This window comes from Nocardia sp. bgisy134 (genome assembly GCF_965341865.1).
Classification (GTDB): domain Bacteria; phylum Actinomycetota; class Actinomycetes; order Mycobacteriales; family Mycobacteriaceae; genus Nocardia.
Genome location: NZ_CBDQZP010000030.1, coordinates 25,954 through 44,434 on the forward strand (window position 1 = coordinate 25,954; position 18,481 = coordinate 44,434).

Annotated in this window: 16 protein-coding genes and 1 pseudogene; 14 read left to right on the forward strand and 3 right to left on the reverse strand. The window is 70.5% G+C overall.

Going from position 1 to position 18,481, the window contains the following annotated elements:
- Positions 1-3 precede the first annotated feature (3 nt).
- Positions 4-357 (forward strand): annotated as a pseudogene (locus ACRWNM_RS34295) (thioredoxin family protein); the annotation flags it as partial.
- Between the two features lie 104 nt (positions 358-461).
- A complete protein-coding gene (locus ACRWNM_RS34300; RefSeq protein ID WP_431972323.1) occupies positions 462-1,478 on the forward strand; it encodes a glycoside hydrolase family 172 protein in 1,017 nt (338 codons plus the stop codon).
- On the opposite strand, the gene ACRWNM_RS34305 is transcribed toward ACRWNM_RS34300, so the two are convergent.
- Complete coding sequence (locus ACRWNM_RS34305; RefSeq protein ID WP_431972324.1) at positions 1,469-1,924, reverse strand: hypothetical protein; 456 nt, start codon at positions 1,922-1,924, stop codon at positions 1,469-1,471. The genes ACRWNM_RS34300 and ACRWNM_RS34305 overlap by 10 nt on opposite strands.
- 77 nt (positions 1,925-2,001) lie before the next feature.
- On the opposite strand from ACRWNM_RS34305, the gene ACRWNM_RS34310 reads away from it, so the two are divergent.
- From ACRWNM_RS34310 to ACRWNM_RS34340, 7 genes are all read left to right on the forward strand, one after another.
- On the forward strand, positions 2,002-3,006 hold the full coding sequence (locus tag ACRWNM_RS34310) for a zinc-dependent alcohol dehydrogenase family protein (RefSeq protein WP_431972325.1): 1,005 nt from the start codon (positions 2,002-2,004) through the stop codon (positions 3,004-3,006).
- Positions 3,003-4,400, forward strand: a complete 1,398-nt coding sequence (gene xylB / locus ACRWNM_RS34315; RefSeq protein ID WP_431972326.1) for a xylulokinase — start codon at positions 3,003-3,005, stop codon at positions 4,398-4,400. Before ACRWNM_RS34310 ends, xylB begins: the two co-directional genes overlap by 4 nt.
- Positions 4,401-4,702: 302 nt before the next feature.
- Positions 4,703-4,885 (forward strand): helix-turn-helix domain-containing protein, encoded by a 183-nt coding sequence (locus ACRWNM_RS34320; protein WP_431972327.1) that lies wholly within the window; start codon positions 4,703-4,705, stop codon positions 4,883-4,885.
- A gap of 14 nt (positions 4,886-4,899) precedes the next feature.
- Positions 4,900-5,427, forward strand: a complete 528-nt coding sequence (locus ACRWNM_RS34325) for a GNAT family N-acetyltransferase (protein WP_431972328.1) — start codon at positions 4,900-4,902, stop codon at positions 5,425-5,427.
- Between the two features lie 451 nt (positions 5,428-5,878).
- Entirely contained in the window at positions 5,879-6,820 is a 942-nt protein-coding gene (locus ACRWNM_RS34330; RefSeq protein ID WP_431972329.1) for an acyl-ACP desaturase, read from the forward strand.
- Between the two features lie 344 nt (positions 6,821-7,164).
- Complete coding sequence (locus ACRWNM_RS34335; RefSeq protein WP_431972330.1) at positions 7,165-7,800, forward strand: DUF4760 domain-containing protein; 636 nt, start codon at positions 7,165-7,167, stop codon at positions 7,798-7,800.
- A 102-nt stretch (positions 7,801-7,902) separates the two neighbouring features.
- On the forward strand, positions 7,903-8,241 hold the full coding sequence (locus tag ACRWNM_RS34340) for an MmcQ/YjbR family DNA-binding protein (RefSeq protein WP_431972331.1): 339 nt from the start codon (positions 7,903-7,905) through the stop codon (positions 8,239-8,241).
- Between the two features lie 56 nt (positions 8,242-8,297).
- On the opposite strand, the gene ACRWNM_RS34345 is transcribed toward ACRWNM_RS34340, so the two are convergent.
- The gene (locus tag ACRWNM_RS34345; RefSeq protein ID WP_431972332.1) at positions 8,298-9,221 is read right to left on the reverse strand and encodes a tyrosine-protein phosphatase; all 924 of its coding nucleotides are present in this window, start codon (positions 9,219-9,221) and stop codon (positions 8,298-8,300) included.
- 41 nt (positions 9,222-9,262) lie between these two features.
- Positions 9,263-11,686 (reverse strand): PEP-utilizing enzyme, encoded by a 2,424-nt coding sequence (locus tag ACRWNM_RS34350; protein WP_431972333.1) that lies wholly within the window; start codon positions 11,684-11,686, stop codon positions 9,263-9,265.
- Between the two features lie 240 nt (positions 11,687-11,926).
- Here ACRWNM_RS34350 and ACRWNM_RS34355 point away from each other — a divergent pair, with 240 nt between their 5' ends.
- The 5 genes from ACRWNM_RS34355 to ACRWNM_RS34375 all read left to right on the forward strand — a co-directional run bounded on the left by ACRWNM_RS34355 (position 11,927) and on the right by ACRWNM_RS34375 (position 18,467).
- Complete coding sequence (locus tag ACRWNM_RS34355) at positions 11,927-13,417, forward strand: FAD-dependent oxidoreductase (RefSeq protein ID WP_431972334.1); 1,491 nt, start codon at positions 11,927-11,929, stop codon at positions 13,415-13,417.
- A 140-nt stretch (positions 13,418-13,557) separates the two neighbouring features.
- Entirely contained in the window at positions 13,558-14,724 is a 1,167-nt protein-coding gene (gene hsaA / locus ACRWNM_RS34360) for a 3-hydroxy-9,10-secoandrosta-1,3,5(10)-triene-9,17-dione monooxygenase oxygenase subunit (protein WP_431972335.1), read from the forward strand.
- A gap of 2 nt (positions 14,725-14,726) precedes the next feature.
- Positions 14,727-15,581 carry an alpha/beta fold hydrolase gene (locus ACRWNM_RS34365; protein ID WP_431972336.1) on the forward strand — a complete coding sequence of 285 codons (855 nt, stop codon included), beginning with the start codon at positions 14,727-14,729 and terminating at the stop codon, positions 15,579-15,581.
- 81 nt (positions 15,582-15,662) lie between these two features.
- Positions 15,663-16,184 (forward strand): DinB family protein, encoded by a 522-nt coding sequence (locus ACRWNM_RS34370; RefSeq protein WP_431972337.1) that lies wholly within the window; start codon positions 15,663-15,665, stop codon positions 16,182-16,184.
- 33 nt (positions 16,185-16,217) lie between these two features.
- A complete protein-coding gene (locus tag ACRWNM_RS34375; protein ID WP_431972338.1) occupies positions 16,218-18,467 on the forward strand; it encodes a WD40 repeat domain-containing protein in 2,250 nt (749 codons plus the stop codon).
- The last annotated feature ends 14 nt before the right edge of the window (positions 18,468-18,481 follow it).

The window sequence follows — 18,481 nt, forward strand, 5'->3', positions numbered from 1 at the left end:
GCATTGCCCACAGTGACCTTGACCCAACACAACTTTCACCAAGTCGTCAGCAGCAACCACATCGTGCTGATCGATTGGTGGGCGGGCTGGTGCGGGCCGTGCCGCCACTTCGCGCCCGTGTACGAGGCGTCCTCCGATCAGCACCCCGACATCGTGCACGGCAAGGTCGACACCGAGGCCGAAGAGGCTTTGACGGCGACGGCCCAGGTCGACCGTTTCCCGACGCTGATGGCCTTCCGCGAGGGCCTGCTGGTGTTCAACCAGCCGGGTTTCCTGCCCGCCGCCGATCTGGAGGAGGTCGTGCAGCGTGTGCTCTGGCTTGACATGGACGAGGTCCGCAGAGAACTGGCCGCGCAGGGCGGAACCGCGCCGCAGGCCGAGCCGGTCGCCGCGGCTCCGGTGGGCGCGGCGCGCCTCGCGGGACCGGCCCGCGGGCCCGCGCAGTACGGCTGGCCGGGGCTGTGACCGCGGCCGGGTCGCCACAGGAACTGTGGCGGCTCGACGCCGCCCGTACCCGGTCGATCAGCGCCGAGAACCCCACCGGTGCACCCGGCGCGGGAGCCCGCGCCACGGAGGGCACCGGCGCTCATGCCGCTCGCCACCTCGGCCCAGGATGGAAGGTCTCGCCGTCCATCCACTTGGAGCCCGGCGCCACCGCCACCCTGGCCGACATCGCGGGCCCCGGCGTGATCCGGCACTTCTGGCTGACGACCGACCGCACCGCGCTGCGCGAACTGACCCTGCGCATGCACTGGGACGACGCGCCGCGGGCCGCCGTGCGCCTGCCGCTGGGCGACTTCTTCTGCAACGCCTGGGACGAGCTCGCGCTGGTGAACTCGGAGATGGTGGTGGTGGCGCCGGCGGGCGGACTGAACAGCTACTGGCCCATGCCTTTTCGGCAGACGGCGCGGATCGCGCTGCACAACGGCGCCGACCGCGCCGTGCCGGTGTACTACCAGATCACCTACACCGAAGAGGACGTGCCGGAGGAGGCAGGCTACCTGCACACCCAGTGGCGGCGCAGCGCGCCGTTGGGCAGCCCGGCGGTGCACACCATCCTCGAAGGCGTCGCCGGACGCGGCCGCTATGTGGGGACCTATCTCGCCCTCCGGCCGGGCGATCCCGGGTGGTGGGGCGAGGGCGAGCTGAAGTTCTACCTCGACGGCGACTCCGAGCACCCGGGCATCTGCGGCACCGGCACCGAGGACTACTTCGGCGGCGCGTGGAACTTCGACATGGACGGCCGGTACCGGACCTACTCGACGCCGTATCTCGGCCTGCCCCAAGTACTTCCGCCGGACCGGTGCTACGAGGCCGAGCAGCGGTTCGGCATGTACCGCTGGCATGTGCGCGACCCGATCTGCTTCCACAGCGAACTGCGCGTCACCGTGCAGGCGCTCGGCTGGTCCGATCCGGGCACCTACCTTCCGCTGGAACGCGCCGAGATCGCCACCACCGCCTGGTGGTATCAGGGCTGACCGGGCAGCTCCGGCGCGGCGGCGTCGAGTCCGTCCATCAGCTCGTCGGCGCGCGCCAGCGCCAGGTCCAACCCCGCCCCGAGATCGTCGAGCATCGTCAAACCGCCCAGCAGCCCGGACAATTCGCTGCGCACCCGCTCGAGCTCCTCGATCGCCGGATCGACCGGCGACCACACCACGCCCTCCGACCAGCCCGACGCGTCGTCCAGCCAAGCGCACAGCACGTCACGCACCAGGCAGTGATCGGAGGTGAACACCTCGAAGCGCCGCGGGTCGTCGCCGCGGCGGTGCTGGAGTTCGTACATGCCGTCGGACAGGCGACGGGCCCGGATCCACTCCCGTTCCCCCCTGGCCATCTCCAGGAACGGCTGCTCGGCGGCGCCGCGTTCGGCGGGCGCCGCCGTCGAATCGAGGTCACCGGCTGGTCGACTGGGGTCCGCACGCACCGGGTCAGTCTGCCCGATCGTGGCCGCGAATACTCGAAATGCACCGCCGCACGCCGGTCCGGGTGCATGGTAGATGGATGCGCGCGGTGGTCATCGAGACGCCAGGTCGTTGTTCCGTGCAGACCGTGCCGGACCCGTCGCCGGGTCCGGGCGCGGTGGTGGTGCGTGTCGCCGCGGTCGGCATCTGCGGCACCGACGCGCACATCATGGACGGCGAATTCCCCCCGACGCCGTATCCGATCGTGCCGGGACACGAATTCGCGGGCGAGGTGGTCGCCGTCGGCCACGAGGTGGTCGGCGTCGCGGTCGGTGATCGGGTCGCGGTGGATCCGTCGCTGTTCTGCGGCGCGTGCCACTACTGCGCGATCGGCCGCGGCAATCTGTGCGAGCGCTGGGGCGCGATCGGCGACACCGTGGACGGCGCGATGGCCGAGTACGTCGCTGTCCCGGCCGCCAACTGCCACCGTCTGCCGGACGCGGTCTCGCTGAGTCACGGCGCGCTGGTCGAGCCACTGTCGTGCGCGGTGCACGCCTTCGACGTGCTCCCCCGCGCGCTCGGCTCGCACTATCTGCTCTACGGCGCGGGCACCATGGGCCTGCTGATGTTGCAGTTGGCGCGGGTGGCGGGCGCGGCCTCGGTGTCGGTCGTGGATCTCGATACCGCGCGGCTGGCGGTGGCCGAGAAGCTCGGCGCCGACGCGGTCGGCACCGACGCAGACGACTTCGATCGCCCGCACGGATGGGAGGTCGTCATCGACTGCACCGGCGCGATCGCCGCGATCGAGGACGGCGTGACCAGGGTCCGGCGCGGCGGGGTGTATCAGCAGTTCGGCGTCGCGCCCGGCGCGGCGACCGCCGCCATCTCCCCGTTCCGCGTCTACAACGACGAGATCACCATCGTCGGCTCCATGGCGGTGTTGCACAGCTTCGGGCGGGCGGTGGAGTTGATGGGTAAAGGCGTGATCGACGCCGACACCATGATCACCCACAGTTTCGCGCTCGGAGAATTCGGCGACGCGTTCGAGGCATTCCGCGCGCGGGCGGGCCGCAAGATCCAGATCCGGCCGGATCGGTCCGGATGACGCGGGTGGCCGGGGTGGACAGCTCCACCCAGTCGTGCAAGATCGTCGTCTGCGACGCGGCGACCGGCACGGTGCTGGAGCGAGCCACGGCCCCGCATCCCGACGGCACGTCGGTGCCCGCCGAGGCCTGGTGGGACGCGCTCCATGCCGCGGGCGACGGGCTGCTCGATCGGGTCGACGCGATCGCGGTCGGCGCGCAGCAACACGGCATGGTCGCGCTGGACGCCGACGGCGCGCCGGTCCGGGACGCGCTGCTGTGGCACGACACGCGCTCCGCGTCGGCGGCCGAGGAACTCGTCGGCGAGCTCGGCGGCCCGCAGCGGTGGGCCGACGCGGTGGGCAGCGTGCCGGTCGCCTCGTTCACCGTCGCCAAGCTGCGCTGGTTCGCCGATCACGAACCCCGATTGGCGGACCGTACCCGGCGGATCCTGCTGCCCCACGACTACCTGACCTGGCGGTTGCGCGGCCCCGACGCCGAACCCGTCACCGACCGTGGCGACGCCTCCGGCACCGGTTACTGGTCCCCCGCCGAGGGACGCTACCGAGAAGACTTGGTAGCGCTGGCTTTTCGCGGACGTACCCCGCAGCTGCCGCGGGTACTCGCGCCCGCCGAAGCCGCGGGCCGCACCGCGACGGGCGCGCTGGTCGCGGCAGGCACCGGCGACAATGCCGCGGCCGCATTGGGATTGGGCCTCGAACCCGGCGACGTCGTGCTGTCGCTCGGCACCAGTGGCACCGCCTACGCGTGTGCGGGCGCCCCCAGCGCCGACCCGTCCGGCGCCATCGCCGGGTTCGCCGACGCGACCGGCGCGTTCCTCCCGCTGGTCTGCACGCTCAACGCGGCACGAGTGCTGAGCTCCGCCGCGCAACTCCTCGGCGTCGATCTTCCCGGCCTGGAAACCCTTGCCGCCCAGGCTCCTCCGGGTGCGGACGGATTGGTGCTGCTCCCGTACCTCACCGGCGAGCGCACCCCCAACCTGCCGCACGCCACGGGCAGCTTGCACGGCCTGTGCCCGCGCACCATGCTCCCCGGGCACCTCGCGCGCACCGCCTACGAAGGCATGCTGTGCAATCTGGCCGACGCCCTCGACCGCCTCGTGGCCACCGGCATCAGCCCACGCCGCATCCTGCTCATCGGCGGCGCCGCCCGCTCCGCCCTCGTCCGGGAGATCGCCGCGCAGATCGTCGGCCACCCGGTCACCGTTCCCGAACCCGAGGAATACGTCGCCCTCGGCGCGGCCCGCCAAGCTGCCTGGGCCCTCGCGGGCACCGCCGCTCCCCCGCGCTGGCCGACCCGCACCGCCGCCGAAATCCCCGTCTCCGCGGACGACGCCGCCACCGGCCGCATCATCCGCGACAGCTACGCCCGCGCCAGGGACGCGCTCTACGGCTGAGCCGGTCCGATGCCCTCGAGCAGGGCAGATCTCGGCCGATCCGCGATACCGCAGCACCCGACGGCGACGCGCGGCGGCGTCGTCGTCCGCGCGCCCGTCGCCGACATCCCGGCCCGCGCCGAGCACACGCACAACCTGCTCGACATGGCGCAACGCCTCGGCGTCACCGGCGCGCTGCACCGCTTCCCGGATCTGGCGCTCGAATACCAGCTGACCCGGCCGGGGCCGGGCCGCGATTCCTCGCCGCGCTGCTCGACCCGCTCGACGAACACCCGGAACTGCTCACCACCCTCTACTGCTACGTGGCCCACGGCTTCGACCGGCGACGCACCGCACGCGCGCTCCACGTGCACCCCAATACCGTCGACCTCCGTCTCGAGCGCATCGCCCAGCTGACCGGCCTGGACACCGCACCCGCCAACGGAATGTGGCACCTGCGCTCGGCGCTCATCGCCCGAAGCTACCGAGCACAGTCGGACGCCTGAGTATCGTTCGCGCTATGCCCGAGCTGATTGCGCCCACCACACGCCTGCACGCCGCCTGGCTCGAGGCGCACCAGGAGTGGGGGCCCGGTGTCCACGAGGACGGTTTCGGCCTGCGGTTGTCCGACCAGGTCGGCTCGCTCGAGGGGTTCGCGGCCTGGGTCGCGCGGTTGTCCGGCGCACCGGACCCGGCAAAGGTCGTCCCCGTGCGCACCGTCTATCGGTGGATCGTCGACGGCGACCGGGTACTCGGCGGTATCGCGCTCCGGCACGGGTCCGACGAAGTCGTCGAGCGGACGGGCCATATCGGCTACGGCATCCGGCCCTCCGCGCGCCGCCGCGGGGTCGCGACCTGGGCGCTCGGCCGGATGCTCGACGAAGCCCGGGTGCTCGGCATGAGCCGGATACTGGCCATCTGCGCGGCCGACAACATCGCCTCGGCGAAGACGATCGAACGGCACGGTGGCGTGCTGGAGAGCATCCGGGACACCGATCTCGGGCCCGCGTGCCGCTACTGGATCGAAATCGGCGGGCCCAGAGCATGATTCGGCGCCCCGGTTGGGTGCGGAAGCGAATACGCCGAGCGTAAACGGCGCGCGATCGCCTGATTCCGTCGCGACGCCGCGCCCGGCAATCGCTGACCCGGCAGACATCCACCGACCGAGGTCTTCTCCCGTTCCGAACGAGGGCTAGCGCAGAACCACCGAATTTCGCCACGGCGCAGCCGACCACGACTACGCCCGAAGTGTCCGCTTCGTCCTCCCCGGCGCCGTCGGGTCACTTCGCCCGGACAGTGGACTCGTCGCGTCCGCCCGACGGCATACCTTCGTCGTGACGGCCGAGTCCCGGACAACCAGCAGGTGAATCGACCTGATGATGCACGCCGAATCGAACGCGCTGGTCTAGGGTGTGGGTGCGGCGAGGTCGCACAGTCAGTGATGCGTGAACAGCGAGCGGTACGTTCCGTGGTTTTTCCACCGAATCGAAAGGCGCTGCATGTCTGGAGACTTGACGCAACTAGAGCTTTTGCGGGAGCTGGAGCCGGTCGTCGCGACCAATATCGACCGGCATCTGTCCACCGCCAAGGAATGGTGTCCGCACGACTACGTGCCCTGGGACGAGGGCCGCAACTTCGCCGCGATGGGCGGCGAGGATTGGCATCCCGAGCAGTCGCGGCTCTCGGAGGTCGCCAAGGTCGCGATGATCACGAACCTGCTCACCGAGGACAACCTGCCGTCCTACCACCGCGTGATCGCCGAGAACTTCTCGCAGGACGGCGCGTGGGGCACCTGGGTGGGCCGCTGGACCGCCGAGGAGAACCGCCACTCCATCGCCATGCGCGATTACCTCGTCTGCACCCGCGCGGTCGATCCCGTCGCCTTGGAGAACGACCGGATGGTGCACATGACCCGCGGTGTGCATACCCCGCCGGGCTTCGGCGGTGTGTGTGATCAGGTCGCGTACGTGACGTTCCAGGAGCTGGCCACCCGGGTCAGCCACCGCAGCACGGGACGGGTCTGCGAAGACCCGATCGCCGACCGGCTGCTGCAACGGATCGCGGCGGACGAGAACCTGCACATGATGTTCTATCGCAACGTCGCGGCCGCCGCGTTCGACATCGCTCCCGACCAGACGATCGAGTCGGTGACGCCCATCGTGAAGTACTTCGCCATGCCGGGCGCCGGCATGCCGAACTGGCGACGCAATGGCGTGTTGATGGTCAAGCACGGGATCTACGACCTGCGGCAGCACCTGGACGAGGTCGTCATGCCGATCCTGCGCATCTGGAACGTCTTCCACCGCACCGACTTCACCGCACGCGGCGAACGCAGCCGCGAAGAACTCGCCGAGTACATCGAGAAACTCGGACGCGACGTCATCCGGTTCGAAGAACAACGCGAACGCATCCTGGCTCGCGAAGCGGCGCGCGTCGGATAAGGCAAGCCATCGATCATTGATCCGACTGTTCGGACCGGCCATACCGGCCGGTCCGAACAGCTGTGTACGGGTACCGAGATCAGGGACGAACCGCCACGTTTCCCGGCCCGCACTCGACCCCGAGTCCTCCGATGATTATTTTTCGGTTTCGTACACTGTCGGCTCTTCGATGATCCGCGTGCCGACGCGAGATTCCACGGGATCGAAGCCCATTGTCGTCCTTGCGAGACAACGGAGTTCGCGCGGTCCATACTCGGATCGTTCACGCGGGCACGGTGCGGCGATCGGGGTCGTCACACGGTGCGTGGCGAAATCAAGCACTACGTCCATCGCAGGGGTTGACGGTGTCGGCATTCGAAATGATTTCATCGACCATCGCGGCTGTGGCAGTCATAGTCAATATCGCGGCACTGCTATTCCTCGGCATGCAGGTCAGGCAGGGCGTGCACAATGCTTCCGCTGCCGAGGTCACCAGGAAAGAGGAATGGGCCCAGCAGCGCAAAGAGGCGAGCATGCAGTTCTATATGACTACGCTCGAGCGCCGCGAACATCACAGAAGAGAGCTGCCACCCGACCGGGATCGTGAATCCATTCGGCGCATCCTCGCGGAAACCAAGAACGACCCGGCAAAAGACGCCGCAGTCCGCGGGTACCTCAACTACCTCGAGATGCTCGGCACCGGTGTCAACACCGGCATCCTCGACCTAGAGGTCATCGAACAGTTCGGGGGCGGGACCATGATCGCGGCCTGGAACAGTTACGGATTCTGGATCGTCGAAGTCCGCAAGGAGTTCTCGGCGCCCGATATATACCGCCAGTTCCAGATCATGGCTCGAACAATCGCCGATCGACGCGGCGTGGAGGTATGGAGCCCGGAGTCCGAGCCTCGTTCTCCAATGCCGACGAACGCACCCGACGAAGCGGCCCCCGAAGCCGACCCCGTCCGAGAATCCACCGCGGCAGCCTCCGGCGGCCGGTAGACCTACGCACCCTCCGCGGCGTCACTCCCGACCGGCTTCTCTCCGCACCCAGAAGGCGAACCGTTCCGCCGGGCGTCGGTAGCGCCTGGAAGGATTCGGGACATGAGTACCACCGGGGACGATGTCCGTGCCTATGCCTTGTCGTTGGCGGAGACGAACGAGCAGTTCGCTTGGGGGATGCCGATTTTCCGGGTGGCCGGGAAGTTGTTCCTGACATTGCCCGAGAACGAGACATCGATGGCGGTGCGGTGCCCGGCGATCGATCGGGACGAGCTGGTGGTGGCGGAGCCGGAGAAGTTCTGGATCGCGGCGCACGAGGCGAACAATCCGTGGGTCCGGGTGCGGCTCGCGGCGCTGGACGACCGGGACGAACTCGAGGCGATCGTGCTGGACTCGTGGCGGCAGGCCGCCCCTCGCCATCTGCTCGACGACGCGGAGTGAACGACAGCGCCGCCGCCCATGCCGAGGGGCGGCGGCGCTGTCGAACTGGGCGCGGCTCAGTGCTTGGTGAGCAGCTTCGCCTTCACCGCGTCCAGGGTCGCCGCGTCGATGCCGAGGCCCTCGGACAGGAAGCGGTCGAAGGAACCGTAGGACTGCTGGACCTGGTCGAAAGCGGCGTCGAGGAAGTCGCGCTGCACGCCGACGATGGGCTCCCAGAGCGCGCGGTCCTGCACGAGGCCCTGCTGGACGAGGGCGTCGAGCAGCGCCTTGTTGCCCGCGGCGAGATTGTCGTTGGACTCCAGGAAGTCGTTGTAGATCTGGCCCTTCGGGACGTCGAGGGCGCTCATGAGGATGGCGGTCATCCAGCCGGTGCGGTCCTTACCCGCGGTGCAGTGGTAGAGCACCGCGCCCTGAGCGCCCGCGATCTCGCGGAACGCCGAGGCGAACTGGCCGCGAGCAGTCGGGTCGGTGACGAACCAGCGGTAGTAGGTGCGCATGATCTCGGCGCCCTTGCCGTCGCCCAGCACCCGCTGCTGCTCCTCGGGACCGGCCTGGATGAGCCGGGAGACCATGACGAAGAAGTCGTTGGCCGGGTCGTACACCGGCAGCTCGGTGCGCCGCACGCCGGACGGGATCTTGTCGGGATCGCGGCCCGCCTCGATAGGGCTGCGGAAGTCGATGACCTGAGTGATGCCCAGCTCCACCAGCTTCTGCTGTTCGCCTGCGTCGAGCTTGGCGAGCGCGTCGGTGCGGTAGACGACACCGCTGGCGACGCGGCTGCCGCCCTTGGCCGGGTAGCCGCCGATGTCGCGGGCGTTGGGCGCGTGCGCCAAGCCCATCGGCCGGTCGGCCTTGCCCGGCGATTCGAGGACCGGGACCGCCGGGCCCGCGAGAGCGGGCGCGACGGTGACCGGCAGGACGCCGAGGAGTACCGCGGCAGAGGCCGCGACGAGGCCGCGCATGGCGCGTGAAATGGTCACAGGGAGTGTTCCTTTCGATCCTGGGACGGAGGTTTTCACGATCAGTCGGCGAGCAGCGTGACGGTGCCGGCGGCCCCGTCCACGCGCACCCGCTGTCCGTCGGACAGGCTGGTGGTGGCGGTCTTGGTGTCCACGACGCAGGGGATGCCGAATTCGCGCGCCACGATGGCGGCGTGCGAGGCCGAGCCGCCGATGTCGGTGACCACGGCGGCGGCGTAGGCGAACATCGCGGTGTGCCCGGTGTCGGTCACCGAGGCGACCAGAATGTCGCCGGGTTCGATGTCGTCGTCGAGCGAGAGCACCAGCTTCACGGTGCCTTCCACCACGCCGGGGCACACGCCGATACCGGTGAGGCTCTCGTCGGCGGCCAGCGCGCCCGCGTCGGCGACCGGTTCCCACTGTCCGGCAACGACATCGGGCATCCGGATGTCCCGCAGGCGTTTGCGCTCGGCGCGGCGGCGGCCCACCCGCTCGGCCGCATCCGCGGGGAGGCAGAAGATCTCGTCCAGGCTGAGGTAGCAGGCGTCGTCGGTCTCGCGCAGCAGACCGGCTCGGATCAGCCGGTCGGCGCGCTCGCGCACCGCCATGCGCAGGCAGTGCGTGATCCGCACGACGGCGTCGCGGGCCCGTTCCCTGGCGACCGTCGCGCCCGCCGCCATCCGCGCCGTGCGGCTCGTATTCGCCGGAACGGGTTCGCGCGTCGGCGCGGGCATTTGGGCGGCCCGCGCGGCAGCGGTCACCAACAGCGCGGGACGGTCGCCGAAGGTCGGATTGATCAGTTCGCATTCGCCGGGGCCGCGGTGGCCGATCCTGGCGAGTTCCTCCTCCAGTGCGGCGGCGAAGGCAGGCGAGGCGGCCCGCGCCGCCGCGACGTCTCCCGTGCCCGCGATCTCCAGCAGCGCCGAATCGGCGCGGCAGAGGGCGGCCAAACGCTCCACCGCGAGCATCGGTTTCGCCGATTCCAGCCGGTTCAGGTCGATCGCGACCTCGCCCGCGTTCTTGCCGCGGGCGTGCACGGCGGTGGCGGCGCCGGTCATCATGACGCCGATGGAGGCCGCCTGCCATGCCTGGTGCAGCCGGTCGCGCCAGAGCAGCGCCCGCACGTGCAGTTGCTCGTCGGTGAGGGCCGCGATCTGTTCGGCCGTCAGCGCCTCGGTGTGCGAGGCGGCGTTGATCAGTTCCGCGGTCGCAACGAAACGACGGGCGGTGGCGATGACCCTGGAGGTGGCGCGCCAAGTGGCGGCGGTGCTGGCCAGGCCCGTCGGCATCGGCGGCTTCCCGTGCGGCTGTAGCGGAATCTCGTCCGGGATGTTGCCGTAGGCGTCGCGGCGGATGCTCTCCTCGTCCCAACCCGGCATGTTCTCGGCGGCCAGCACGCCGATCGAGGCGTTGATGTAGATGTGGTGGCCGAGCACGGTGGTCACCCGGCTCGTCCAGTGCTCCAAAGCGATTCCGTCGAGCGCGATCATGGTGCCCATCGCCTCGTTGGCGAGCCGGATCGCACCCGCGTGCAGGTCGATGGTGAGCGGCGTCATCGGACCGGGCAGCGCCTCGGAGGTGTTGGTGGCGGTATGCACCGGGTAACGCGGGTCGACGCGGTCGTCGAACTCGCCCTCCAGCCCCTCGGGGGCGACGTCGACCAGACGGTGCCGGTCGGAGGTGGCGGCGCGCGAGGGAATCACGTGCGCGGGCAACGGGATCGCACCACAGCGCGTACGGAAGGAACCGCCCGACGGTTTGCGGCCGACCAGGCCGCGCACCAGATCGGCCGCCGTCTCCGCCGCGGTCCATCCGCAGCGGAACCCCCAGTCCTGCTGCGCCACCGAGGAATTCAGCAGCGGTCGGCGCGCCGACCAGCCCGGAACCCAGGCGGAGTAACGTACCCCGGCCGCGCGCATCAGCGCCCGCACTTCGTCGGTCGTCACCACGCCCGGTGCGGCCAGCTCGACCACGCCGATCCGAGGCGAGGTCGCCGCCACCACCAGGAAACGGTCCAGGTCGTCGCTGTGCAGCAGCTGGAAACCACCACCGGACTTGGCGCCGAGGATCGGTTCGAGCGCACGGCGGGTCTCGTGACCGATCCGGCGTCCCGCGACCTGCGCGGTGCGCACCAGCAGGTGGTCGGCGCCCGATTCCCGAAGCCGTTCGGCGACTTCGGATTCCGGTACGCCAGCCGAGCGCGCCCCCGCCACGACCGGAACCACCACGCGCGCACCGGCATTCCGCGCCGCCGTGGCCATCGCACCGACGCTCGGGCCTGCCAGGTGGACGACGGTGTCGCAGCCCGCGACGGCCTCGGCGCAGGCCGCGGCGTCGGCCGGATCGCCCGCGGTGAACCGCACGCGGGGGTCGACGAAGCGGTGCCACCGGCGGTCCAGGCCGGCCACGTCGTGCCCGGCGGCCAACAGCATGCGCGCCACCGCCCGACCGCTCGGCTCGGTGATTCCGGTGATCAGGACCCGCATCGATATCCTCTCCTCACTGCGCCACCACAAACGTGACGTCGTTCACACACCTTTGCCAGTACGCGACCGCACCAGCCGGTTCAGTCCCACTGAGCGGGAGGTGGCAATCAGCTACCGAGATGATCGGTATCGGGTCGCCCGCTGAGGGGCGACTGTCGCAGGCATGAGCGAACGCAGTGAGCGAATCGTGTGCCGGCGCGCATCGCGCATGCCGGAGCCGAGCGTCAGCGAGGCCCGGGCATGAGCGAAACTCTGGACGCTCGCCGCTCGGTCGCGCCGCGGCCCGCGGCGGAGGTCGACGCCTACGACATCGACACCGACGTTCTGGTCGTCGGCTACGGATGTGCCGGAGCGGCAGCGGCTTTCGAGGCGGCCCAGGCGGGCGCGCGGGTGCTGGTGCTGGAGCGCTCTGGCGGGCCGGGCGGCGCCTCGGCCATGTCGGGCGGCGAGATCTACCTCGGCGGCGGCACACCCATCCAGCAGGCGTGCGGTTTCACCGACACCCCCGAGCAGATGGCGGCGTTCCTGCGTGCCGCGCTCGGCCCCGGCGCGGACGAGGCCAAGATCGAGCGGTACTGCGCCGACAGCGTCGAGCATTTCCACTGGCTGGTGGCGCGCGGCGTGCCGTTCCAGCCGACCCTGTGGGACGCGCCCGCCTGGGTGCCGCCCACCGACGACGGACTCATGTGGCTCGGCGAGAACAGCTGGCCGTTCACCGAACTCGCGACGCCCGCCCCGCGCGGACACCGGCCCGCCGCCAACGATTTCGGCGGCAAGCTGCTCATGGACGTGCTCACGGCGGCGGCCGAACACGCCGGTGTGACAACACAATTCGACAGCTACGCGACGAATCTGATCAGCGCCGAGGACGGCACGATCACCGGCGTCACCGCGCGCCGCTACGGCCGCGAGTTCGCGGTGCGCGCGCGGCGCGGCGTCGTGCTCACCACGGGCGGGTTCGTCGACGACGACGGGATGCTGGCCGCCCACGCGCCCCGCCTGCTGCACCACACCAAGGTCAGCGCGGGCACCGACGACGGCAGTGGCATCCGGATGGCGCAGGCGGCGGGCGCGGCCGTGCGCCACATGTCCGCGGGACAGGTCGGCATCGCGCTGATCCCCGGATTCGCGGCCCGCGGCATGGTCGTCAACGGTCGCGGCGCGCGCTTCGTCAACGAGGACACCTACCCGGGCCGCATCGGCCAGGCCGCCCTGTTCCGGCAGGACAACATGGACGTCTGGGTGGTGCTCGACGAACAGGCCTACGAGGCCGTGCCGGAACCGCAGCGCTGGGGCGTGCGCCCCACCCACGTCGCCGAGACCGCCGAGGAGCTCGAGCAGCTGATCGGCACCCCGCCCGGCGCGCTCGCCGCGACCATCGCCAGGTACAACGAATTCGCCTCGCGCGGTGTGGATCCCGATTTCCACAAGGCGCCGCGCTGGCTGCGTCCGCTGACCGCTCCGCTGGCCGCCATCGACGTGCGCGCGGGGGTGCGCCCGCCCGCGGAGACCGGCGACCGGCGCGGCACCGGCGCCTCGGTGTTCACCCTCGGCGGCCTGCACACCACCGTGGACGGCGCGGTGCTCGATCTCGACGGCACGCCGATCCCGGGGCTGTTCGCCGCGGGCCGCGCCAGCTCCGGCCTGCACGGCGAGGGCTACATCAGCGGCACGTCCCTCGGTGACGGCACGTTCTTCGGCCGCCTCGCGGGCCGCGCCGCCGCCGGCTGAGCGCCGGAAATCCCAGCTCACATGGTTCCGATCACCGGGACTGACCTACCGGACGCGGGGTGGACCGCCCTAGCGTCACCACCATGGCGGGGGCCGCGCGTGCGGTTCCCGGCCCGACGAAACACAGGAGGACACCCGTCATGACCAACAAGGTGCTCGATCGGGTCCGTGACCTGCTTCCGGCGATCCGCGAGCGCGCCGCGGACACCGACGCGCAGCGGCGGGTCCCGGTGCAGAGCATCCGAGAGCTGACCGAGGCAGGCGTGTTCCGGATGCTGCAGCCCGCCCGGTTCGGCGGTGACGAGTCCTCCCCCGTGGCCTTCTACGAGGTGATCCGCGCGATCGCCTCGGCGTGCCCGTCCACCGGCTGGGTGTCCTCGGTGCTCGGCGTGCACCCGTGGCAGCTCGCGCTGTTCCCGCTGGAGGCTCAGGAGGAGGTGTGGGGCGCCGACTCCGACACTCTCATCTCCTCGTCCTACGCGCCGACGGGCATCCTGACCCCGGTCGAGGGCGGCTACGAGGTGAGCGGACGGTGGAGCTTCTCCTCCGGCTGCGATCACGCCGAGTGGGCGTTCCTCGGCGCGCTGGCGCCCGACGAGAACGGCAGGCCCAGCGACTATCTGACGATCTTGGTGCCGTGCGCGGACTACGTCATCGACGACGTCTGGCACGTGGTCGGCCTGTCCGGCACCGGCAGCAACGACATCGTCATCGAGAAGGCGTTCGTGCCGCACCACCGCGCCTACAGCGCGACCGAGCAGTCGCAGCTGCGCGGGCCGGGCCAGGAGGCGAATCCCGCTCCGCTGTACAAGATTCCGTTCGCGGGTGTCTTCTCCAACACCATCACCGCGCCGATCATCGGCGCCGCCCAGGGCGCCTACGAAGCGCATATCGAGCGGATGCGGGAACGGGTCCGGCTGTCCTACGGCGGCCAGAAGGTGGCCGAGGACGCTTTCGCTCACGTCCGGGTCGCCCGCGCCGCCTCCGAGATCGACGCCGCGATTCTGCAGATGGAGCACAACATCTCCGAGCAGCTGCGCTATGCCGAAGCGGGCGAGCCGATTCCGGACGAAGTGCGCCTGCGCACCCGCCGCGACCAGGTGCGCGGCACCGAGCGGGCAATTCAGGCGATCGAGCTGCTCTTCGACAACTCCGGCGGCCACTCGATCCGCAAACCGAATGCGATCGAACGGCATTGGCGCGACGCGCACGCGGGCAGCGTGCACGTGATCAACGACGTGGAGCGCGCGCTGGCCATGTTCGGCCGCGGCGAATTCGGCCTGACCGTCGAAGATCGGATGGTGTGACGGTGGCGCTCACCGCGGAGGAGACCACCCGCTGGGTGACGGTCGACGGACTGAAACTTCGCTACCACGAGGCGGGTTCGGGTCCGCCGCTGGTGCTGCTGCACGGATCGGGTCCCGGCGTGTCCGGCTGGGCCAACTTCGGCGGCAATCTCGCGGCGCTGTCCGAGCATTTCCGGTGCCTGGTGCTCGACCAGCCGGGCTTCGGCGCCAGCGCGCGCCCGGAGGTCTACGACCGCAACTATCTTCGCATCTCCGCCGACGCCGTGATCGGCCTGCTCGACAGCCTGGAGCTGCCGAGCGCGCACCTGCTCGGCAATTCGATGGGCGGCGCGGTGGCCACGCTCGTCGCCCTCGATCACCCCGGGCACGTCGACCGGCTGGTGCTGATGGCGCCGGGCGGGGTGGGGGTGAACGTGCTGGGTCCCGAACCGTCCGAAGGCATTCGGCGACTGCTCGACTTCACCGCCGACCCGACGCGCGAGCGAGTGCAGGCATGGCTGCGCACCATGGTCTTCGACGAGCGGATCCTCACCGACGAGCTCGTGGACGCACGCCTGGCCGCCGCGGCGGAACCCGCTGCCATCGCCGCCATTCGCGACGCCTACGCCACGTTCGCCGATCCCGCACTGGCCGAACGGGTTCCGCTGTGGGCGCGGCTGCGCGGCCTGCGCAACGAGGTGCTGATGCTGTGGGGCCGTGACGACCGGGTGACCCCGGTCGAGGGCGCCCTGCTCCCCTCGCGGCAGCTGCCGAACGTCGATCTGCGGCTGTTCGGGCGCTGCGGGCACTGGGTGCAGATCGAACGCAAGGCGGCCTTCGAACGCGCCGTCGCCGATTTCCTCCGGCACGGGCTGTAAGCCGCGGTGCGGGCGTGCCCACCGGCCCGCCCGCACCGAAAATCGAAGGCGCCCTTCCCGACCGGACGATAGCCTCGGCCCATGACGTGGACCGCCCCCGAGATCGAACGGACACCCACCCCGCTCGTCGCCGACGAGCGACCCATGCTGCAAGCCTGGCTCGATCGGCACCGCGAGACCTTGCTCTGGAAGTGCGCCGGTCTGAATGCCGAGCAGCTGCGCTCGCGCCCGCTGGCGCCGTCCGGCCTCTCGCTGCTCGGCCTCGTCCGTCACATGAGCGAGGTGGAACGCGGCTGGTTCCGCATCGCCGCGGCCGGTGCGCCGCTGGACTACCTCTACTGTTCGGAGGACAACCCGGACGGCGATTTCGACGACGTCGCCGACGCCGATCCCGAGGACGCCTTCGCCACCCATCACCGCGAGGTGCGCGCCGCCGATGCCGCGGTCGCCGCGCTCACGCTGGACCACACGTTCACGCACCCACTGCGCACCGCCGTCTTCAGCCTGCGCTGGGTGTATGTGCACATGATCGAGGAGTACGCCCGCCACAACGGCCATGCCGATCTGCTGCGCGAACACATCGACAGTCGCACGGGACACTGACCACACCGGCACGGCGCACTTACGATGCTGATCGTGTCTGATGTTGTGCGTGACGGTGATTCGGGCGCCGGGCCGGTCGGGCAGGGTGCCTGGTGGAGGGATCCGGTGTTGCTGGTGCGTGGGGATTTCGAGCGTGTGTGGGGGCTGCTCGATTCGGCGCCGGACGCTCAGGCCCGCTCGGTGGCGGCGGTATATCGGGCATCGGCACATCTGCACGGTGACGCTTCGCCTGCGGTGCGTCGGCAACTGCTGGCGCTGGACGCCGCCCGGTACGGACACCGAGAGCTGGCCGCCATGATCACCGCCGTACCTGTGGACGGGGGAGAACACGCGCGGTGGGGGGTGGAGTGGGCCACTGCCAGCCAGGTCGATTCCCGTTTTCGATACGCCCTGACCGGCTGGAAGGTGCCGTCTGTGGCGACAGCCGTGGTGGATGGGCGTGCCGTCGCCGTGGGCCCGTCGTGGAGCGGGGGCAACAACAGCAGGGCACTTCGGGTGTGGGACCTGATGACCGGCGAGCAGATCGGCGAGCCCTTGGTCGGCCATGACGGTTCGGTGCGAGCGGTGGCGACGGGAGCGATGAACGAGCGCCCTGTCGCCCTCACCGGAAGCGAGGACGGAACGGCGCGGGTGTGGGACCTGTTCGGCCACAGGCAGATCGGCGAGCCCCTGGCCGGCCACGACGGCTGGGTGCTGTCCGTGTCGACGGCCCTGGTGGACGGCCGCCTCGTTGCGGTCACCGGCGGTACCGACCACACGGCGCGGGTGTGGGACCTCGGCACCGGACGGCAGATCGGCGTTCCGTTGGCAGGCCACAGCCACTGGGTGGTGGCGGTGGCGACAGCCGTGGTGAACGGCCGTCCCGTCGCCGTCACCGGCAGCTGGGATGCCACGATCCGGCTATGGGACCTGCGTACCGGAGTGCAGGTCGGCGATCCGCTGACCGGCCACACCGATCAGGTGCTGGCGGTGGCGACGGCCGTGGTGGACGGTCGGCCGGTCGCCGTCACCGGAAGCAATGACAAGACGACAAGAATGTGGGATCTCACCACCGGTGAACAGGTCGGCAATCCTCTGACCAGCCACTCTCACAAGGTAGGGGCCGTCGCGACAACCATGGTGAACGGCCGCCCGGTCGCCCTCACCGGCGGCGGGGACGCCACGGTCCGAATGTGGGACCTGACGACCGGCGAGCAGTTCAGCGACCCGCTGACCGGCCACACCGATCAGGTGGGCGCCGTGACGGTGGAGGATGTGGACGGTATCCCCGTCGCCGTCACCGCCGGTGCGGTCACCGATACCGATCACACGGTACGCACGTGGAGCCTGCGGGAGCGCCGCCGGACCGCCGAACCCTCGGATGGGCCCAGCGGCACCGTGGTCGCGATGGCGACGGCGACGGTGGACGGGCGGTCGGTCGCCGTCACCGGCAGCGGCGACGGCACGGCCCGCATATGGGATCTCGCCGCGGGTGAGCGCATGGGCGCCCCCCTCACCGGCCACACCGGTGAGGTGCACAAGGTGGCGGCCGGGACGGTGGAAGGCCGCCCGGTCGCCGTCACCGGCGGCCACGACGCACTCCGGCTGTGGGACCTTGCCACGGGTGACCCCCTCGGCGAACCGCTGACCGACCCCGACGGACCCACCATCGCGCGGGCCATGGCAATGGTGGACGGCCGTCTCCTGGCCGTCACCAGCGGCGGCCATCGCAGCGGCAGACCCCTGCGGGTATGGGACCTGGCCGCCCGCGAGCCGATCGGCGGATTCCCCGCAGGCCGCCGCCGCGGCTACGCCGACAAGGTGATCGCGGTGACGTTGGGGCAGCTGGACGGCAGGCCGGTCGCCGTCACAGGCGCCGACGACCGAACGGTACGCGTGTGGGACGCGACCACGGGGAAGCAGCTCGGTGAGCCCCTGATCGACCATGACTGCTCGGTGCGGGCAGTGGCCACGGCGGCGGTGGAAGGCCGCCTGATCGTGGTCATCGGCAGCGACAACATGACAGCGCGAACAGCAGACCTGACCACGGGCCTGCTGATCGGCGAACCTCTCCGCGGCCACACCGACGTGGTGTGCGCGGTGGCCGCGGGCACGGTGGACGGACGCCCCATCGCTGTCACCGGGAGCTGGGACGCCACGGTGCGCGTGTGGGACGCCATGACGGGCGAACAGATCGGCGAGCAGCTGGTGTTCCCCGCGATGGTGAACGCGGTCGCCGTGACGCCGGATGGGCGCCTGGCAGTCGGATTCGGCACGGAGCTGGCCATCCTGGCCCCGCGCTGACCCCGTCCTCCTCA